Genomic DNA, 19,384 nt, shown 5'->3' with positions numbered 1-19,384 from the left:
GGTTTACACTAGCGTTCCCCGTCCCTTATTTACTATCAAGAAATCATCATGAAAAAACTCTTCGCCCTCCTCATCGCCACCGTTATCTTGTCCGGCTGCAACACCGTCTCCGGCATCGGCCGCGATGTGCAGAAAGTCGGCCAGGTTGTCACCGGCGCCGGCGGAAAATAAACCGTGACGTGCCGGCGCCCCGCGCCGCCCGTCTTACCGAGTAGAAACAGCATGGATAAATTTACGATTTACGAAGGCCTGGTGGCCCCGCTGGACCGCGCCAACGTCGACACCGACGCGATTATCCCGAAGCAATTCCTGAAATCGATCCACCGCAGCGGCTTCGGCCCCAACCTGTTCGACGAATGGCGCTACCTCGACCATGGCGAACCGGGCCAGGACAACAGCCGCCGCCCGCTGAACCCCGAGTTCGTGCTCAACGAGCCGCGCTACCAGGGCGCCTCGATCTTGCTCACGCGCAAGAATTTCGGCTGCGGCTCCTCGCGCGAACACGCGCCGTGGGCGCTGGACCAGTACGGTTTCCGCGCCATCATCGCGCCCTCGTTTGCCGACATCTTCTTCAATAACTGCTACAAGAACGGCTTGCTGCCCATCGTGCTGTCGGAAAGCCAGGTCGAGCACCTGTTCAATGAAGTCAAGGCCTTCCCCGGCTACAAGCTGGTGGTGGACCTGGAACAGCAGTGCGTGCGCACCAGCAATGGTTCCGTCTCCTACTCGTTCGAGATCGATGCTTTCCGCAAATATTGCCTGATGAATGGCCTCGACGATATCGGCCTGACCCTGCGCCATGCCGACGATATCCGCGCCTTCGAAGAGCGCCACCTTGCCACTCAACCGTGGCTCGCCAACGTCATTTAATCGATAAAAATATGAAAATTGCAATTTTACCCGGCGACGGCATCGGTCCTGAAATCGTCGCGCAAGCCGTCAAGGTCTTGAATGTGCTGGGCGAATCGTTCGAGCTGGAAAGTGCGCCCGTGGGCGGCGCCGGCTATGCGGCCCATGGCCATCCTTTGCCGGAAGGCACGCTGGCCCTTGCCAAGGCGGCCGATGCCGTGCTGTTCGGCGCCGTGGGCGACTATCAATACGACAGCCTGGAGCGCCAGTTCCGTCCCGAGCAGGCGATCCTGGGCCTGCGCAAGAACCTGGGCCTGTTCGCCAACCTGCGTCCGGCCATCTTGTACCCGGAACTGGCGGGCGCCTCGACCCTGAAGCCGGAAGTGGTGTCCGGCCTGGACATTTTGATCATCCGCGAGTTGACGGGTGACATTTATTTCGGCCAGCCCCGCGGCGTGCGCGAGTGCCCGGACGGGCCGTTCAAGGGCCAGCGCGAAGGTTTTGACACCATGCGCTATGCGGAAGGCGAAATCCGCCGCATCGCCCATGTGGCGTTTCAGGCCGCGCAAAAGCGCGACAAGCGCCTCACCAGCGTGGACAAGGCGAACGTGCTGGAAACTTTCCAGTTCTGGAAAGACATCGTCATCGACGTGCACAAGGAATACCCGGATGTTGCGCTCGATCATATGTACGTCGATAACGCGGCCATGCAGCTGGTGCGGGCGCCGAAGAAATTCGACGTCATGGTGACCGGCAACATGTTCGGCGATATTTTGTCGGACGCGGCCGCCATGCTGACGGGCTCGATCGGCATGCTGCCGTCCGCCTCGCTGGACGCCAACAACAAGGGCCTGTACGAGCCCTCGCACGGTTCGGCGCCCGATATCGCCGGCAAGGGCATCGCCAATCCGCTGGCGACGATCCTGTCGGCCGCCATGATGCTGCGCTATTCGCTGAACCGCGAAGAGCAGGCAAACCGCATCGAAGGCGCCGTCAAGAAGGTGCTGGCGCAGGGCCTGCGCACGGCCGACATCCACGAAGCGGGCACCACTTTGGTCGGTACCGAGGCCATGGGCGATGCGGTGGTCAAGGCATTAGGATAAAATATTTCAATGACGGCAGTCGCCGTCTCATCTTGAGGAATGGTAATGAAATTAGTTGGCTTGGTAGGTTGGCGCGGTATGGTCGGTTCGGTCCTGATGCAGCGCATGCAGGAAGAGGGCGATTTCGCCCACATCGAACCGGTGTTTTTCACGACGTCGAACACGGGCGGCGCCGCGCCGGCCATGGCGAAGAATGAAACCATCCTCAAGGATGCCAACAACATCGCCGAACTGTCCAAGTGCGACATCATCATTTCCTGCCAGGGCGGCGACTACACGAGCGCGGTCTTCCCGCAGCTGCGCGCAGCGGGCTGGAACGGCTACTGGATCGATGCGGCCTCGAGCTTGCGCATGGAAAAAGACGCCGTCATCGTGCTCGATCCCGTCAACCTGCACGTCATCAAGGATGCGCTGGGCAAGGGCGTCAAGAACTATATCGGCGGCAATTGCACGGTATCGTGCATGATGATGGGCCTGGGCGGCCTGTTCCAGCACGACCTGATCGACTGGATGACGTCGATGACCTACCAGGCGGCCTCGGGCGGCGGCGCGCAGCACATGCGCGAACTGCTGACGCAATTTGGCACCATCAACAGCTCCGTCAAGGCCTTGCTGGAAAACCCCGCTTCGGCCATCCTGGAAATCGACCGCCAGGTGCTGGCCACCCAGCACGGCTATTCCCCGGATGAAATCAAGCAATTCGGCGCGCCGCTGGCCGGCAACCTGATCCCGTGGATCGACAAGGACCTGGGCAACGGCCAGTCGAAGGAAGAGTGGAAGGCGGGCGCGGAAACGAACAAGATCCTGGGCCGCGGCACCGACTTTGGCAGCAAGGAAATTCCTGTCGACGGCCTGTGCGTGCGCATCGGCGCCATGCGCTGCCATTCGCAGGCGCTGACCATCAAGCTGAAGCAAGACGTGCCGCTCGATGAAATCAACGACATCATCGCCAGCAACAATCAATGGGTGAAATTCGTGCCGAACACGCGCGAAGCGTCCGTGCGCGACCTGTCGCCGGCAGCCGTCACGGGCAGCCTGACGATTCCCGTCGGCCGCGTGCGCAAGATGAGCATGGGCGGCGAATACCTGTCCGCGTTCACCGTGGGCGACCAGCTGCTGTGGGGCGCGGCCGAGCCGCTGCGCCGCATGCTGCGCATTTTGTTGGATGCGTAATGGCAAGATATTGCTGATCAAGATCAAGCCGGGGCTGTTTTCCCGGCTTTTTTTTCGTCCTGAGCCCGTCAAGGCTCAACCATGCGGAGCTTGCATAGCTCTGGGCATGATGATATGTTGATACCTCTGGAAAAGTAACTGTTTTCCCTCGTCAACTAAGATGCCGCCAACTATGCCTGTAAACACTCGTCCCCGGGTCGCCTCCCTTGCCATCAAAACACTCACCAGCGCTGTCGCCTGTGCGGTGTTATTGTCACCGGCGGCATCCGCAGCCGAGCTGGGCAAGATCACGGTGCTGTCCGCCGCCGGCCAGCCGCTACGCGCCGAGGTCGAACTGTCGGCCATCAAACCCGGCGAGGCAGCCAGCCTGCTTGCCAAGCTGGCGCCGCCGGAAGCCTACCGCCAGGCCAACGTGGAATTCAATCCCGCGCTGAACGCGCTGACGTTCGCCGTGGAAAACCGCAACGGCAAGCCATTCATCCGCATCAGCTCGGCGCAAGCCGTGGCCGAACCCATGGTCGACCTGCTGCTGGAACTGAGCAGCAAGAGCGGCCGCCAGGTGCGAGAGTATGCGTTCGTGCTCGATACGCCCGAGGCGCGCCAGACGCGCGGCGCGCAGGTGGCTGCACCGGCCGAGCCTGGCAAAGGCAAGGCGGGCGCCGCTGCCGCGCCGGCGGCGCAGAAAAAAGCCGCTGGCGAATACAAGGTCAGGCCGGGCGATACCCTGAGCCGCATCGCCAGCGAATTGAAGCCGTCGGGCGTGTCGCTCGACATGATGCTCGTCGCCCTGTACCGCGCCAATCCCGATGCCTTCAAGGGCGAGAACATGAACCGCATGCAGGCCGGGCGCATCCTGGCCGTGCCGGGCGCGGACGCCATCCGTGCGACGGACGCGGCCGAAGCGAAGGGCGTGGTGACGGCGCACGCCATCGATTTTGAAGCCTACCGCAACAAACTGGCGGGCCAGGTCGCGCAAAGCAAGCCGGCCAAGGCGGCGCAGGCGGCGCAAAGCACGGCCGGCAAGATCGGCGCGACCAAGGTACAGGAAAAGCCGACGGCCGTGAGCGAGTCGCAAGACAAGCTGAAACTGTCGAAAGCGGAACCGGCGGCCAAGTCGGCCGGCAAGAGCGCCGTCGCCAGCGAGGAAGACAAGATCGCTAAGGCGAAACAGGTCGATGAAGCGGCCGCGCGCGTAAAAGAATTGGAAAAGAACGTCAGCGACCTGGAAAAGTTGATGGCGGTCAAGAGCAAGGCCATGGCCGACAAGAGCGCCCCGGCGCCCGCCAAGCCGGCCGAGGCCGCTGCCAGCGCATCGGCAGGTGCAGCGGCCGGCGCCGTCGCCAGCGCGCCGGCCGAGGCGCAGCCGCCCGTTCTCAAGGCCAAGCCCGTGCCGCTGGTCAAAAAGCCGTCGCCGCTGGAACCGACGATTGCCGACAAGATCAACGACCACCTGGGCGCCATCGGCATCGGCCTGGCCGCGCTGCTGGCCGCCGTGGCCGCACTGGTGGTTGCGCGCCGCCGCAAGGATGCGCCGCCCGCGCCGCAGAGCGAGGCTCCCGTATCTGAACCGGAAGCGCCGGTGACGCCGCTGTCCGGCCTGGCGCCGGAAGACCAGCAGTCCGAAGCGAGCAATCACCTGTTCGGCGCAGGCGCCGCCGCCGCGGGCATCGGCGCCGCGGCAGGCGCCAGCGTGCTCGAAGGCAATGAAACGGATCCCGTCGCGGAAGCCGACGTGTATATCGCCTACGGCCGCGACGGCCAGGCGGAAGATATCCTCAAGGAAGCCCTGCGCATCCATCCGGAGCGCCACGCGGCGCGCCTGAAGCTGCTGGAAATCTATTCGGCCCGCAACGATGCGCGCGCGTTTGAAGACCAGGCAAGCGAGCTGTACAGCATGACGCGGGGCCAGGGCGAGGAATGGCCGCAGGCCGCCGCGCTGGGACTGGCGCTGGACCCCGCCAATCCCCTGTATGGCGACACGGAAGACGACGCCGTCGTCAGCCTGAGCAAGGGCGTGGACGATGGCTTGCGCGGCCAGAGCATGGATTTGCCGGACGAAGCACCTGCGCCCGCACCGCTGGCGGACCTGGCGCCGGCCGAGCCGGTGGCCAGCATTGCCGCCCGCGATACGCGCGAGCCGCTCGATTTTGACCTCGACAGCCTCGATTTCGAACCTGTCTCCACCAGCGACCCTATCGTCATGCCGGGGCCGGAAACGCCCCCGTCCGCGCCTGCGCACGAGGCCCAGTACGACGCCAGCATGGACTTCGGCCTGGACCTGGAGCCGCCAGCGGGCCCCGTGAATGGCGTGGGCGCCGGCCTGGCGCCCCTGCCCGACCCATTGAAGGACGTGGATCTCGCGCATTTCGACCTGGACGAGCCGGTGTCGCCTGCCGCGACGCCAGCGGCGCCGCTCGCCGCGGCCGAGCCATCCGTCGACAGCCTGTTTGACGATGCGCAAGCGCCCGCCGCGCTGCCGGACGCCATTCCGCCCGCGCGCGAACTCGATCTGTCCGGCATCGATCTGGACCTGCACGACAACAAGCCGGCCAGCGTGGGCGTGGACGACCCGCTGTCGGCCATCCACATGGAAATGGATACCAAGCTGGACCTGGCGATCGCTTACCAGGAAATCGGCGACAAGGAAGGCGCGCGCGAGTTGATCGACGAGGTCATCAAGGGCGGCAGCGAAGAGCAGGTCGCCAAGGCGAATACCATGCGCGCGCTGCTCAGCTAAGCCAAGCGTCGATACGACGTCCATGGCTGCGTTGCGCGGTCTCGCCGTACTGTTCGTACTGTCTTCGACCGCGCGCCTTGCCCTGAACGCCGTCTCGCTCGCTTGCAAGCACCAGATACGACGTCCATGGCTGCGTTGCGCGGTCTCGCCGTACTGTTCGTACTGTCTTCGACCACGCGCCTTGCCCTGAACGCCGTCTCGCTCGCTTGCAAGCACCAGATACGATGTCCATGGCTGCGTTGCGCGGTCTTGCCGTACTGTTCGTACTGTCTTCGACCGCGCGCCTTGCCCTGAACGCCGTCTCAGGCGCTTGTGTGGCCGGAAGGCGGGGCCGCCTTTGCGCCGGTATAATGCTTCGATGCAAAATATTACGACAGCAACGCCATTGAAGCGTATCGTCCTCGGTCTGCAGTACGACGGCACGGCCTGGCATGGATACCAGAAACAGGAAGACGGGCAGACGGTGCAGGACCAGCTGGAAAATGCGCTGGAGCAGTTCGCCCGCGTGCGCCTGGCCACCACCTGCGCCGGCCGCACGGACACGGGCGTGCATGCGCTTGAGCAAGTCGTGCATTTCGATACAGAATTGAGCCGCGACGTGCATTCCTGGGTGCGCGGTGTCAACGCCTTCCTGCCAAAGTCCATCGCCGTGCGCTGGGCCAAGGAACTTGAAGGCGATCCGACGGTCAATGACTTCTTCCACGCCCGTTTCAGCGCCCGCGCGCGCACTTATCATTATGTGTTGTATAACAACGCTACCCGTTCGCCGCTGGTGGAAGGGCGCGCCGGCTTCTTTTTCCGCCCGCTGGACGTGGAACTGATGCGGCAAGCCGTGCAGCCGCTCTTGGGCTGGCACGATTTCACGGCCTTCCGCGCCGCGCAATGCCAGGCCAAGTCGCCCGTCAAGCTGATGCACGACATCCGCATCGAGCGGCGCGGCGATTGCGTCATTTTTACGATTACGGCCAATGCCTTCCTGCACCACATGGTGCGCAACCTGGTCGGCTCGCTCGTGTACATCGGCACGGGGCGCGAAAAGCCGGACTGGCTCGGGCATTTGCTGGAAAGCAAGGATCGCCACGCGGCGGCGCCCACCTTCATGCCCGACGGCCTGTACCTGGCGCAGATCGACTACGATCCGAAATGGGAATTGCCGCAAGACAGCAGCAGCGCCTTGCCCTGGTTTTGAGCTGCATCAATAAAGGAATCGCATGCCACGCACACGCATCAAGATCTGCGGCCTGACCCGCGTTGAAGACATCCAGGCTGTCGTGGCGGCGGGCGCCGACGCCATCGGCTTCGTGTTTTATCCGAAAAGCCCCCGTTACGTGACGCCCGAGCAGGCGGCCAGCCTGATCGCCGCCATTCCCCCGTATGTAACGGCAGTGGGCCTGTTCGTCAATGCCACCGTGGAAGAAGTGCGGGCGACCCGGGCCGTGGCGCCCTTGTCCCTGTTGCAATTTCACGGCGACGAGACGCCGGAACACAGCGCCGCGCTGGCCGGCGCAGTCAATACACCGTTTACGCAAGTGTTCAGGGTGAAAACCGACACCCGCTTTGAAGATTTGCTAGAATACGAACAGCGCTATCGCGCCGCCAGTCCCTTGTTCTCGAGCCTCTTGCTCGATACCTATGTGGATGCGTATGGCGGTGCAGGAAAGGTATTCGATTGGTCCCTCATTCCAGAAGAACTCGCGCCTCGGGTCGTTTTAAGTGGTGGCTTGAGCGTACAAAACGCGACTGACGCAGTGGTGCGCGTGCGCCCTTACGCCGTCGACATCAGCAGTGGTGTCGAAGCGTCCAAGGGCATCAAGGACGCATCCAAAGTCCGCGCGTTCGTCGCCGCGGTGCAGGATGCCGATGCCATCATTGCCAGAGGAAACCACCATGAATGACCATACTACAGCGCCCGGCGCAGCCGCCGCATTGTTCCACGCCGCCGATTACCCGTTTCCCGACCCGCGCGGCCACTTTGGCCCCTACGGCGGCTCGTTTGTGGCCGAAACGCTCACGCACGCGCTGGCCGAGCTGAAGGACGCCTACGCGCGCTACAGCGTCGATCCGGAATTCCTGGAAGAATTCCGCTACGAGCTGAAACACTTCGTCGGCCGCCCGTCGCCCATCTACCACGCCAAGCGCTGGTCCGAGATGGCCGGCGGCGCGCAAATCTACTTCAAGCGCGAAGACCTGAACCACACGGGCGCGCACAAGATCAATAACGTGATCGGCCAGGCCCTGCTGGCCAAGCGCATGGGCAAGCCGCGCATCATCGCCGAGACGGGCGCGGGCCAGCACGGCGTGGCCACGGCCACCATCTGCGCCCGCTTCGGCCTCGAATGCGTGGTCTACATGGGCAGCGAAGACGTCAAGCGCCAGGCGCAGAACGTGTATCGCATGAAATTGCTGGGCGCGACCGTCATACCCGTTGAATCGGGTTCGAAGACCCTCAAGGACGCGCTGAACGAAGCCATGCGCGACTGGGTCACCAACATCGAAAACACCTTTTACATCATCGGCACCGTGGCCGGCCCCCATCCGTATCCGATGATGGTGCGCGACTTCCAGTCCGTTATCGGCGAGGAATGCCTGGTGCAGATGCCGGAAATGACGGGCCGCCAGCCCGACTACGTGCTGGCCTGCATCGGCGGCGGCTCGAACGCCATGGGCATCTTTTACCCGTATATCGACCAGAAAGACGTCAAGCTGATCGGCGTGGAAGCGGCCGGCGAAGGACTGGACACGGGCAAGCACTCGGCCTCGCTGACGGCCGGTTTCCCCGGTGTGCTGCATGGCAACCGCACCTATCTGCTGCAGGACGAAAACGGCCAGATCATCGAGACGCATTCCGTCTCGGCCGGCCTCGACTATCCGGGCGTGGGTCCGGAACATGCCTGGTTGAAAGATTCCGGCCGCGCGCAATACGTGTCCATCACGGACGACGAGGCGCTGCAGGCCTTCCACGACTGCTGCCATATCGAAGGCATCATCCCGGCCCTGGAATCGTCGCACGCGCTGGCCTACGCGGCCAAGCTGGCGGCTACCTTGCCGAAAGACCAGATTGTGCTGGCCAACCTGTCGGGCCGTGGCGACAAGGACATGCATACGGTGGCGGAGCGCATGGGATTGAATTTCTCTTAACCCGAAAGCAAGAACCGGGGGCGGACCCTCAGGGTCCGACCCCAGCATTTGCTGTTGGGTTTGAAAAATATTCCATTTATTTACCGTCAAGAAAGATAACCATGTCCCGTATCGCCACCACCTTCGCCCAATTAAAATCCAGCAACAAGACCGCCCTGATCACCTTCATCACCGCCGGCGACCCCGGCCCCGACGCCACCGTGCCCCTGATGCACGCGCTTGTCGAGGGCGGCGCCGACGTGCTGGAGCTGGGCGTGCCGTTTTCCGATCCCATGGCCGAAGGCCCCGTCATCCAGCGCGCCTGCGAGCGGGCGCTGGCATTCAATGTCGGCATCCACGACGTCTTCGGCTACGTGCGCCAGTTCCGCGAAACGAACCAGACGACGCCCGTGGTGCTGATGGGCTACGCAAACCCGATCGAGCGCATCGGCAGCGCCGCGTTTATTGATGCAGCGCAAGCTGCAGGCGCCGATGGCGCCATCGTCGTCGATTATCCGCCGGAAGAGTGCGAGCAGTTCGCGGCCGCCATGCGGGCGGCGGGACTCGACCTGATTTTTTTGCTGGCGCCTACCTCGACGGAAGAACGCATCGCGCAAGTGGCCAAGGTTGGTGGCGGCTTCAGCTATTACGTGTCGCTGAAAGGTGTCACGGGAGCGGGAAACATTGATACGGAACAGGTGGCGGAGCGCCTCGCGGCCATCCGCCAGCATGTAAAATTGCCTATCGGCGTGGGCTTCGGCATCCGCGATGGCGCCACAGCCAGGGCCGTTGCCAAGGTGGCCGATGCCGTCGTCATCGGCAGCCGCATCATCCAGGAAATTGAAAATGCCCCTGAAGGGGGCGCCGTCGACGCCGTGCGCAGCTTTACAGCTGGCATCCGCGCCGCACTGGATGCCTGAGTAATCTTGCCTTTTACGTAAGATGTGTTGGCGGCAAAGTTCGACAGCCCGGCGATAAACGGCTACACTTCGGCCACTGAATGCCTGTTATTGTGCAATAGATAAAATTTTTGGTGGCGCCCCGCGGGGCGTCGCCGTTGACCGTCTGCCGGGGGGCGTCCACCGACGCTACCCCTGCAAGGGCCCAAGGAGAAAATATGAGTTGGTTGGAAAAACTGCTGCCACCGCGCATCCAGCGTTCTGATGCTGCCGCGCGCAAGACCATGCCGGAAGGCCTGTGGGTCAAGTGCCCGTCGTGCGAAGCCGTGCTGTACCGTACGGACCTGGAATCGAATTTGCACGTGTGCCCGAAATGCGATCACCACATGCGCATCCGCGCGCGTGAACGCCTCGACAGCCTGCTCGACGCGGGCGGCCGCTATGAAATCGGCCAGGAAATCCTGCCTGTCGATACCTTGAAGTTCAAGGACAGCAAGAAATACCCGGACCGCCTGAAATCTGCCATGGAAGCGACGGGCGAGACCGATGCGATGGTTGTCATGGGCGGCGCCATCATGAGCCTGCCAGTGGTCGTGGCGTGCTTCGAATTCGAGTTCATGGGCGGCTCCATGGGTTCTGTCGTGGGCGAGCGCTTCGTGCGTGGCGCGCAGATCGCACTGGAGCAGAAAGTGCCGTTCATTTGCATCACCGCCACCGGTGGCGCGCGCATGCAGGAAGGCTTGCTTTCCTTGATGCAGATGGCGAAAACCACGGCCATGCTGACCAAGTTGTCGGAAAAGAAATTGCCATTCATCAGCGTGCTGACCGACCCGACCATGGGCGGCGTGTCCGCTTCGTTCGCCTTCATGGGCGACGTCGTCATCGCCGAGCCGAAAGCGCTGATCGGCTTCGCCGGCCCGCGCGTGATTGAAAACACCGTGCGCGAAAAACTGCCGGAAGGCTTCCAGCGCGCCGAGTTCCTCGTCACCAAGGGCGCCGTCGACATGATCGTCGACCGCCGCAAGATGCGCGAAGAAATCGCCCGTCTGCTGGCCTTGTTGCAGAACCAGGCCGTTGAAGTGCTTGCTTAATCGTAAATAGTTACAGGCCGGGCGGTGTCCTGCGGACCCGCCTGGTTGCCACGCCACACCGTCTGCGCGCCGCGCGCACTGTCTCCTCATCAAGAAGTCTCCCATGCAAAACCTCCCCACCACCTTGCCGGACTGGCTCGCCCTGCTGGAAACCCGCCATTCGGAAACCCAGATCAACATGGGCCTGGACCGCGTGCAAGCCGTCAAGGCGCGCATGCAGCTCGCTTTTACTTGCCCCGTGATCATGGTGGCGGGCACGAATGGCAAGGGTTCCACCTGCGCCATGCTGGAATCGGTGCTGTTGCGCGCCGGATACAAAGTGGGCTTGTACATCAAGCCGCATTTTCTCGATTTCAATGAGCGCGCCCGCGTGCTGGGCGAGATGGCCAGCGACGAACAGCTTGTCGCCAGCTTCAACTTTGTTGAGTCCGTGCGCGGCGACACGCCGCTCACGTATTTCGAATTCACCACCCTGGCCATCCTGCACCTGCTGTCGCAGGCCAAGCTCGACGTGGCCATCCTGGAAGTGGGCCTGGGCGGGCGCCTGGACGCCGTCAATGTGATCGACGCGGACGTGGCCATCGTCACCAGCGTCGATATCGACCACACGGATTACCTGGGCGACACGCGCGAAGCGATCGGCTTTGAAAAAGCCGGCATCTTCCGCCCGGGCAAGGCGGCCATCTGCAGCGACCCCGTGCCGCCGCAATCCTTGATCGACCATGCCGAGGCCATCGGCGCCGACCTGTGGCTGATGGGCCGCGATTTCAACTATTCGGGCGACAAGCAGCAGTGGAACTATGGCGGGCGCGAACAGCGCCGCAATTCGCTGGCCTACCCGAGCTTGCGCGGCGCCAACCAGATCCTCAATGCGACGGCCGTGCTGGCCGCGCTGGAAGTGCTGAAATTGAAACTGCCCGTGGGCGCGCAGGAAGTGCGCACGGGCCTCGTGACGGTGGAACTGCCGGGCCGCTTCCAGGTCTTGCCTGGCCGTCCCAGCGTGATCCTTGATGTAGCGCATAATCCCCACGCGGCCTCGGCCCTCAACCAGAACCTGGGCAATATGGGATTCCACCCGTACACCTATGCCGTGTTCGGCTCCATGCACGACAAGGATATCGATGGCGTGCTCGCCGCCATGAGCGAGCACGTCGATCACTGGTGCCTGGCGGGCCTGCCGTCGCCGCGCGCGGCCACGGCCTCCGAGCTGGCCGCCAAGGTGCAGATCATGTTGGAAGATAAACCCGACAGCAGCGAGCATACTGTGTCTATTTTCGATGATCCGGCACAAGCTTTTGCAAATGCAATGAGCCGGGCCGGTGAGAATGATAGAATTGTGGTCTTTGGTTCTTTCCTCACCGTTGCCGGCGTGATGAAGGCCCGAAAATCCTCACTTCACTGAAACGCACTCGACTGAAAATCACGCATGGGCTTGTTCTCGAAACTGTTTAAAAACAAGCAAGAATCCTCTGGCGAAGACAGCGGCTTTTATGTCCCTGGCGAAGCACAGTCGCCGACCCGCAAACGCGCTGCCAACACCTCCGGTGGCGGCGGATCGCGCCGTGGCGGCAAGGAAACGCCGGACCCGGTCTTGCCTGAAAAAAAGCGCGCACGCCGCCGCCTGGTCGGGGCCATCGCCCTGGCCCTGGGCGTCGCCGTCGGCTTGCCGATGCTGCTCGATTCCGAACCGAAAGCGCCCGTCAACGACATCGCCATCGACATCCCCTCGAAAGAAAAGGCGGCTGCTGCGCCTGCGCCGGCCCCGGTGCCGGCCATGCCAGCCCAGGCGGCTGCAAACACTGGCCTGGACCAGTCCGAGGAAATTGTCGATGCGCCGCTGCCGCCAGTCGCCAGGCCCAAGCCGGCGCCGGCACCCGTGTTGGCAGCTGCCGAGCCTGCGCCGGTGAAGCCGGCCTATGTCGAGCCGAAACCTGAACCCAAGCCTGTCAAGGTGGAGCCGAAGCCGGAGCCGAAACACGAGCCCAAGCCGGAAGCCAGGCACGAGCCCAAGCCTGAACCGAAGCCGGAACCCAAACATGAAGTAAAACCGGAAGCCAAGCCGGAGCCGAAACCGGCCAAGCCGGCGCAGTCGGCCGACGATGCGGCGCGCGCCATGGCAATTCTGGAGGGCAAGCCGCTCGATAAGCCACAGGAAAAAGCGCACGATGCCGGCAATGGCAAGTTCGTGGTGCAGGTGGCGGCCCTGGCGACGCAGGACAAGGTCGACGAATTGCAGGAGAAGCTGCGGGAAGCAGGCATCAAGTCGTACACGCAGAAAGTCTCCAGCCCGGCGGGCGAGCGCATCCGTGTAAGAGTGGGGCCGTTCGGCAGCCGTGACGATGCGGAAAAGACACGCGCCAAGCTGCAAAAACTGGGCCTGGGCGGCAGCCTGGTGCCGGTGTGACGATGCAAGGCTGAACGCGCGTGACGATCTTCGATTACCTGGTGCTGTTCGTGCTGGCCACGTCCGTGCTGATCAGCATGATGCGCGGCCTGGTCAAGGAAATACTGTCGCTGGTCAGCTGGATCGTGGCGTTCGTCATTGCCAACGCCTATGGCGCCACCCTGGCGAAATTCCTGCCGGAAGCCGTGCCGGGCGAAGCCATCCGTCTGTTGCTGGCTTTCGTCGTGCTGTTCATCGGCGTGCGCATTTTGATGGGATTGCTGTCCATGACGGTCGACGCGCTGGTCAAGGTGACAGGCCTGAGCCTGGCTGACCGTACCCTGGGCAGCCTGTTCGGCCTGGCGCGGGGCCTTGTGATCGTGCTGACCGCCGTCATCTTGTGCGGCATGACTTCCGTACCGCAGCAGCCCTTCTGGAAAAACGCGCTGCTCAGCCCGCTCGCGGAGCAGGGCGCGCGCGCCATCAAGCCTTATCTGCCTGCCGCCTACGCGCAGCATGTGAAATTTTGAATTTTTTTTAAAATCAGTAGCACAGTTTAGGAGCACACCATGTGTGGCATCGTCGGCGTCGTTTCCCATCAACCTGTCAATCAATTGCTCTATGATGCATTGTTGCTCTTGCAACATCGCGGTCAGGATGCGGCAGGGATTGCGACAAATCACAGCAGTATGTTTTCCATGCACAAGGCCAACGGCCTCGTGCGTGACGTCTTCCGTACGCGCAATATGCGTTCGCTGCAAGGCACTACGGGCATCGGCCACTGCCGTTACCCGACGGCCGGTTCGTCGAGCGAAGAGGAAGCACAGCCGTTTTATGTGAATGCGCCGTTCGGCATCACGCTGGCGCACAATGGCAACCTGACCAACTGGGAGCAGTTGAAGCAGGAAATGTTCAAGAACGACCGCCGTCACATCAATACCGATTCCGACTCGGAAGTGCTGCTCAACGTGCTGGCGCATGAAATCCAGGAAGCGACGACGGGCCTGAACCTGGACCCCGACGCCATCTTCAAGGCGGTCACCGTGCTGAACCGCCGCGTCAAGGGCGGCTATGCCGCCGTGGCGCAAATCGCCGGCGTGGGCTTGCTGGCCTTCCGCGACCCGCACGGCATCCGCCCGCTGTGCCTGGGTATCAATGAAACGGAGCAGGGGCCTGAATACCTGATCGCCTCCGAATCCGTGGCCCTGGAAGGCATGGGTTTCCGCTTCGTGCGTGACATCGGCCCCGGCGAAGCCGTCTTCATCGATGCCGACAAGCAATTGCATAGCGCTCAGTGCGCCGATAACGCCAGCCTGAATCCGTGCGTGTTCGAATTCGTCTACCTGGCCCGTCCCGATTCCGTCATCGACGGCGCCTCCGTGTACGCCACGCGCCTGAAAATGGGCGAATACCTGGCGGAAAAAATCCGCACCGAGTTGCCTGGCGTGCATATCGACGTGGTCATGCCGATTCCCGACTCCTCGCGTCCGGCCGCCATCCAGCTGGCCATGGCGCTCAACATCGAGTACCGCGAAGGCTTCATCAAGAACCGCTACATCGGCCGCACTTTTATTATGCCGGGCCAGGCGGCGCGCAAGAAATCCGTGCGCCAGAAGCTCAACGCGATTCCATCGGAATTCAAGGACAAAGTGGTCTTGCTGGTCGATGACTCCATCGTGCGCGGCACCACCAGCCGTGAAATCGTGCAGATGGCGCGCGAAGCGGGCGCGACGAAGGTCATCTTCGCCTCGGCCGCGCCGCCGGTGATCTACCCGAACGTATACGGCATCGACATGCCGACGCGTGACGAGCTGATCGCCTACGGCCGCACGACGGAAGAAGTGTGCCGCGAAATCACGGCCGATTACCTGGTGTACCAGGACATCGGCGCCCTCAAGCAGGCGATTGCCGACGTCAACCCGGCCCTGACGAACTTCGAGGCGTCATGCTTCGACGGCGTCTACGTGACGGGCGACGTGTCGCAGGAATACCTGGACCGCCTCGAATATGCGCGCCACCATCCGAAGGCGGCAGCGCCCGAAGATACGCCCCGTTCCCAGCTGAACCTGAACCTGGCAACGACAGAAGCGTAATTATCTTGCCCGGCTAGCGCCGGGCTTTTTTTGCTCCGCGATCATGAACGATAAAAAAAACTACGGCTTTACCACCACCATCCTGCATAACGACCGCCGCAAGGGCATCGAGCACGGCTCGCTGCACAAGCCCGTGCACACCTCCGTTGCCTTCGGCTACGGCGACGCGCGCCAGCTCGCCTCCGTCTTCCAGGGCAAGGAGCCGGGCTTTCGCTATGGCCGCCAGGGTAACCCGACCGTGTCCGCGCTGGAAGACAAGGTCAACAAGATGGAAGACGGCGTGGCGACCCTGTGCTTCGCCACCGGCATGGGCGCCATCGGCGCCGTGGTGCAGTCCTTGCTGCGCGCGGGCGACCACGTGGTGTCGTCGGCCTTTCTGTTCGGCAATACCAACAGCCTGTGGCAAACGGTAACGGGACAGGGCATGGCCGTGTCCTTCGTCGACGCCACCGATGTGGCGAATGTGGCGGCCGCCATCACGCCGGCCACGCGGATTGTTTTCGTGGAAACTATTGCCAATCCGCGCACACAAATCGCTGACCTGAAAAAAATCGGTGACCTGTGCCGCGAGAAGGGCATTTTGTACATCGTCGACAACACCATGACGACGCCCTACCTGTTCCGCCCGAAAGCCGTGGGCGCGGGCCTGGTGGTCAACGCCTTGACGAAATCCATCGGCGGCCACGGCAATGCGCTCGGCGGCAGCTTGACGGACACGGGTGTGTTCGACTGGACACAGTATCCGAACATTTTCGAGAATTACAAGAAGGCGGCGCCGGCCCAGTGGGGCATCGCGCAGATCCGCGCCAAGGCCTTGCGCGATTTCGGCGCCTCGCTGGGCCCGGAAGCGGCGCACCATCTCGCCGTCGGCGCGGAAACCATGGCCTTGCGCCTGGATCGCACCTGCTCGAACGCCCTGGCGCTGGCGACGATGCTGCAGGCGGACCCGCGCGTCGCTGCCGTGCACTATCCGGGCTTGCCGTCGCACCCGCAGCACGCGCTGGCGACGGACCTGTTCCGCAGCTATGGTTCGTTGTTCAGTTTTGAGTTGAAGGATGGCATCGATTGCTTCGATTTCCTGAATCGCCTGAATCTGGCCATTCCAGCCAGTAACCTCGGTGACACGCGCACCCTCGTCATTCCCGTCGCCCACACGATTTTCTACGAGATGGGGGCCGAGCGGCGCGCCAGCATGGGCATCGCCGAGTCGCTGATCCGCGTTTCCGTCGGTATCGAGGACGAGGTGGATCTGCTCGAGGATTTCAGCAGCGCGCTTGAGGAATGATGTCCAGCCAAACCTGCTGCGCGTCGGTATAGGCGGCTTGCGATGCTCACCGGCTCGGCGCCCCCGTACTGAGTATGGTTCCGCTTCTCGGCCACCTTTCCCTTCCGCTCGCGACGGTTTTGTCGGGCATTGAAACTTGCGTGTCAGGCATGAGACGGGGGCAACTAAAAACTGGGGTCAGACCCGGCGGGTCTGACCCCGGCGTGCAACTTAATGCCAGCTGCGCATCAAACCTACGGCTAAACCTTCCAGGGCGAATTCGTCTTCCGGCGATACGGTGATGACCTTGAAGTCGGGATTTTCCGGGAACAGTTCGATGACGGAGCCCGTCTTCTTGTAGCGCTTGACGGTGACTTCGTCGCCGATGCGGGCAACGACGATCTGCCCGTTCTTGGCGCTGTCGACCTTTTTGACGGCCAATAAGTCGCCATCCATGATGCCGGCGTCGCGCATGGACCAGCCACGCACTTTCAGCAGGAAGTCCGGCTTGGCCGAAAACAGGGCCGGGTCGACGTTGTAGCTCGCTTCCAGGTTTTCCTGCGCCAGGATGGGGGAGCCGGCCGCCACGCGGCCGATCAGGGGCAGCGACATCAGCAGGGCCGGCGCTACCTTCGGCAGCGCCTCGGCCGCCGCACCGATCAGGCGGATGCCGCGCGAAGTGCCCGGCGAGATCTCGATGGCGCCCTTGCGGGCCAGGGCCTGCAGATGCTCTTCGGCCGCGTTGGCCGATTTGAAACCCAGTTCATTGGCGATTTCGGCACGGGTGGGCGGAAAGCCCGTGTTTTCAATCGCATCCTTGATCAGGTTCAGGATTTGTTCTTGTCGTGCTGTCAGCTTGATCATGAGCGGTGGGTGCATACTAAAATGCTGTCTATATGAACAGTCTGTATTTTTGTACAGTATCGCCCACTATGCAAGCGGAATTCGGCCTTTTTCAGCGATTTTGAAAGAAAACCTGCTGTTCGGGCAAGAACGGCGGTCGCTGGCGGGCGCGGCGCAAGCAATCATTGAATAGTTCGCAAAAGGCGGTTATAATCTTCGGCTGACCTTCCCACACCCGTCTTGACGCCGGGGTGGGCGATTATTAATCCGACCTGAAGGAGTTTGCATGCGTCATTATGAAATAGTCTTTATCGTCCATCCGGACCAAAGCGAGCAAGTGCCCGCGATGATCGAACGCTACAAAGCCAGCGTAACCACCCGCGGCGGTTCGGTTCACCGCGTGGAAGATTGGGGCCGCCGTCAAATGGCTTACTCGATCCAAAAGCTGCCTAAAGCACACTACATCTGCCTGAACATCGAATGCGACAACGAGACCCTGGTCGAGTTGGAAACAGCATTCAAATTCAATGATGCCGTGTTGCGTCACCTGACCGTTAAAATGAAGAAAGCTGAAACAGCTCCTTCGCCGATGATGAAATCGGTACAACGCGAAGACGCGGCCAAAAGCCACCGCACCGAAGCACCAGCAGCCGCTCCAGCCGCAGCCGCTTAATTTCTGACCAGGATCGTGCGCTGAACCAGCTACAAGTTACCGCCATCATTGCCGAGCGCGAAATATTGCGCTATACCCCGGCAGGGCTGCCGATTGTGAATGCAGTATTGCAACACAGTTCGCAGCAGATGGAAGCAGGAATTGCCCGTTTGACCGAGTTTGATGTTGCCGCGCTTGCCGCTGGCGAAATTTCAGGCCGGTTCAGCCAGGCAAGCTTGGGCGGGGTCTATCAGTTCACGGGTTTCCTGGCCAGAAAGAGCCGCAACAGCAAGAGTTTGGTGTTTCACATCATTGATTTTAGTGCAGTCATTCCCGACTAGCGCATTTTAGATACAGGAGCCTGACATGGCATTCGGTAAAAAGTTCGACAAAAATAAGCTCAAGCTTAAAGAAAAACGCAAACAGCAAAACCCATTGTTCAAACGTAAGAAGTTCTGCCGCTTCACGGCAGCTCACGTTGAGCAAGTCGACTACAAAGACGTCGACACGCTGAAAGACTTCGTCCAGGAAAACGGCAAGATCATGCCAGCACGCCTGACCGGTACCAAAGCGCACTACCAGCGCCAAGTCGACACCGCAATCAAGCGCGCTCGCTTCCTCGCGCTGCTGCCATACACCGATCTGCACCACGCTTAATCGGTCAGATATTCCTGGAGAAGAACTATGCAAATCATTCTGTTAGAAAAAGTTGTAAACGTCGGTAACCTCGGCGAAGTCGTCAAAGTCAAGGACGGTTACGCACGTAACTTCCTGATCCCGCAACGCCTGGCACGTCGTGCCACGGCAACCGCTGTGGCTGAATTCGAAGTCAAGCGCGCCGAACTGGAAAAAGCTGCTGCCGCCAAACTGGCCGCATCGCAAGCCCAGGGCGAAAAACTGAGCGGCCTGACCGTTCAAGTTGCTCAAAAAGCTGGCGTCGATGGCCGTCTGTTCGGTTCCGTCACCAACTTCGACATCGCTGAAGCGCTGACCAAGCAAGGTTTTGCTGTTGAAAAAGCACAAATCCGCATGCCTACCGGCCCGCTGAAGATCGTTGGCGAGCACAACGTTTCGGTTGCTCTGCACACCGACGTGGTCGTGGAAGTGGTGATCGCTGTCGTTCCAGACGCGAACGCGTAATCGTCTGCGGGCCTGGCCCGCAAGCGCTGCCGCACTATGA

Annotated in this window: 20 protein-coding genes; 19 read left to right on the top strand and 1 reads right to left on the bottom strand. The window is 61.8% G+C overall.

Annotated features, from left to right (window positions below; genetic code table 11):
• Nucleotides 1-48 precede the first annotated feature (48 nt).
• The 15 genes from AC07VI_RS00705 (at nucleotide 49) to AC07VI_RS00635 (ending at nucleotide 16,730) form a co-directional block, all read left to right on the top strand.
• On the top strand, nucleotides 49-171 hold the full coding sequence (locus tag AC07VI_RS00705; protein WP_010400408.1) for an entericidin A/B family lipoprotein: 123 nt from the start codon (nucleotides 49-51) through the stop codon (nucleotides 169-171).
• Between the two features lie 51 nt (nucleotides 172-222).
• A complete protein-coding gene (leuD, locus tag AC07VI_RS00700; protein ID WP_086144104.1) occupies nucleotides 223-870 on the top strand; it encodes a 3-isopropylmalate dehydratase small subunit in 648 nt (215 codons plus the stop codon).
• A gap of 11 nt (nucleotides 871-881) precedes the next feature.
• Nucleotides 882-1,952 (top strand): 3-isopropylmalate dehydrogenase, encoded by a 1,071-nt coding sequence (leuB, locus tag AC07VI_RS00695; RefSeq protein ID WP_086144105.1) that lies wholly within the window; start codon nucleotides 882-884, stop codon nucleotides 1,950-1,952.
• A gap of 45 nt (nucleotides 1,953-1,997) precedes the next feature.
• On the top strand, nucleotides 1,998-3,125 hold the full coding sequence (gene asd / locus AC07VI_RS00690) for an aspartate-semialdehyde dehydrogenase (protein WP_492995330.1): 1,128 nt from the start codon (nucleotides 1,998-2,000) through the stop codon (nucleotides 3,123-3,125).
• Nucleotides 3,126-3,369: 244 nt separating this feature from the next.
• Nucleotides 3,370-5,862, top strand: coding sequence for a motility hub landmark protein FimV (locus tag AC07VI_RS00685; protein WP_492995328.1), 2,493 nt, complete (start codon nucleotides 3,370-3,372; stop codon nucleotides 5,860-5,862).
• A 385-nt stretch (nucleotides 5,863-6,247) separates the two neighbouring features.
• On the top strand, nucleotides 6,248-7,051 hold the full coding sequence (gene truA / locus AC07VI_RS00680) for a tRNA pseudouridine(38-40) synthase TruA (RefSeq protein WP_086144108.1): 804 nt from the start codon (nucleotides 6,248-6,250) through the stop codon (nucleotides 7,049-7,051).
• 22 nt (nucleotides 7,052-7,073) lie between these two features.
• Nucleotides 7,074-7,757 (top strand): phosphoribosylanthranilate isomerase, encoded by a 684-nt coding sequence (locus AC07VI_RS00675; protein ID WP_099420253.1) that lies wholly within the window; start codon nucleotides 7,074-7,076, stop codon nucleotides 7,755-7,757.
• Nucleotides 7,750-9,000 carry a tryptophan synthase subunit beta gene (trpB, locus tag AC07VI_RS00670; RefSeq protein WP_099375059.1) on the top strand — a complete coding sequence of 417 codons (1,251 nt, stop codon included), beginning with the start codon at nucleotides 7,750-7,752 and terminating at the stop codon, nucleotides 8,998-9,000. Before AC07VI_RS00675 ends, trpB begins: the two co-directional genes overlap by 8 nt.
• A 101-nt stretch (nucleotides 9,001-9,101) precedes the next feature.
• Nucleotides 9,102-9,899 (top strand): tryptophan synthase subunit alpha, encoded by a 798-nt coding sequence (gene trpA / locus AC07VI_RS00665; RefSeq protein ID WP_086144111.1) that lies wholly within the window; start codon nucleotides 9,102-9,104, stop codon nucleotides 9,897-9,899.
• Between the two features lie 197 nt (nucleotides 9,900-10,096).
• A complete protein-coding gene (gene accD, locus AC07VI_RS00660) occupies nucleotides 10,097-10,969 on the top strand; it encodes an acetyl-CoA carboxylase, carboxyltransferase subunit beta (RefSeq protein ID WP_010400390.1) in 873 nt (290 codons plus the stop codon).
• A 103-nt stretch (nucleotides 10,970-11,072) separates the two neighbouring features.
• The gene (gene folC / locus AC07VI_RS00655) at nucleotides 11,073-12,371 is read left to right on the top strand and encodes a bifunctional tetrahydrofolate synthase/dihydrofolate synthase (RefSeq protein WP_086144112.1); all 1,299 of its coding nucleotides are present in this window, start codon (nucleotides 11,073-11,075) and stop codon (nucleotides 12,369-12,371) included.
• Nucleotides 12,372-12,395: 24 nt separating this feature from the next.
• Nucleotides 12,396-13,373, top strand: coding sequence for an SPOR domain-containing protein (locus AC07VI_RS00650; RefSeq protein WP_099375061.1), 978 nt, complete (start codon nucleotides 12,396-12,398; stop codon nucleotides 13,371-13,373).
• Nucleotides 13,374-13,393: 20 nt separating this feature from the next.
• On the top strand, nucleotides 13,394-13,882 hold the full coding sequence (locus AC07VI_RS00645) for a CvpA family protein (protein ID WP_086144114.1): 489 nt from the start codon (nucleotides 13,394-13,396) through the stop codon (nucleotides 13,880-13,882).
• A 39-nt stretch (nucleotides 13,883-13,921) separates the two neighbouring features.
• The gene (purF, locus tag AC07VI_RS00640) at nucleotides 13,922-15,445 is read left to right on the top strand and encodes an amidophosphoribosyltransferase (protein WP_086144115.1); all 1,524 of its coding nucleotides are present in this window, start codon (nucleotides 13,922-13,924) and stop codon (nucleotides 15,443-15,445) included.
• Between the two features lie 43 nt (nucleotides 15,446-15,488).
• Nucleotides 15,489-16,730, top strand: a complete 1,242-nt coding sequence (locus tag AC07VI_RS00635; protein WP_086144116.1) for a cystathionine gamma-synthase family protein — start codon at nucleotides 15,489-15,491, stop codon at nucleotides 16,728-16,730.
• A 210-nt stretch (nucleotides 16,731-16,940) separates the two neighbouring features.
• Here AC07VI_RS00635 and lexA read toward each other — a convergent pair whose 3' ends face one another.
• Nucleotides 16,941-17,573, bottom strand: a complete 633-nt coding sequence (gene lexA, locus AC07VI_RS00630; RefSeq protein WP_086144117.1) for a transcriptional repressor LexA — start codon at nucleotides 17,571-17,573, stop codon at nucleotides 16,941-16,943.
• Between the two features lie 265 nt (nucleotides 17,574-17,838).
• Between lexA and rpsF the strand changes: the two genes are divergently transcribed.
• Genes rpsF through rplI form a run of 4 tightly spaced genes read left to right on the top strand, consistent with a single transcriptional unit; the run spans nucleotide 17,839 to nucleotide 19,344 of the window.
• Complete coding sequence (gene rpsF / locus AC07VI_RS00625; RefSeq protein ID WP_010400028.1) at nucleotides 17,839-18,225, top strand: 30S ribosomal protein S6; 387 nt, start codon at nucleotides 17,839-17,841, stop codon at nucleotides 18,223-18,225.
• A 20-nt stretch (nucleotides 18,226-18,245) separates the two neighbouring features.
• Complete coding sequence (priB, locus tag AC07VI_RS00620) at nucleotides 18,246-18,545, top strand: primosomal replication protein N (protein WP_086144118.1); 300 nt, start codon at nucleotides 18,246-18,248, stop codon at nucleotides 18,543-18,545.
• 25 nt (nucleotides 18,546-18,570) lie between these two features.
• Nucleotides 18,571-18,861: a 30S ribosomal protein S18 gene (rpsR, locus tag AC07VI_RS00615; RefSeq protein ID WP_010400024.1), complete on the top strand. Its 291-nt coding sequence runs from the start codon at nucleotides 18,571-18,573 to the stop codon at nucleotides 18,859-18,861.
• 27 nt (nucleotides 18,862-18,888) lie between these two features.
• Entirely contained in the window at nucleotides 18,889-19,344 is a 456-nt protein-coding gene (gene rplI / locus AC07VI_RS00610) for a 50S ribosomal protein L9 (RefSeq protein ID WP_034783456.1), read from the top strand.
• Nucleotides 19,345-19,384 lie beyond the last annotated feature (40 nt).

This window comes from Janthinobacterium sp. GW821-FHT03A03 (assembly GCF_059421435.1).
The sequence above is the reverse complement of the archived record's forward strand: the minus strand, read 5'-3'. Positions and strand labels throughout refer to the sequence as shown.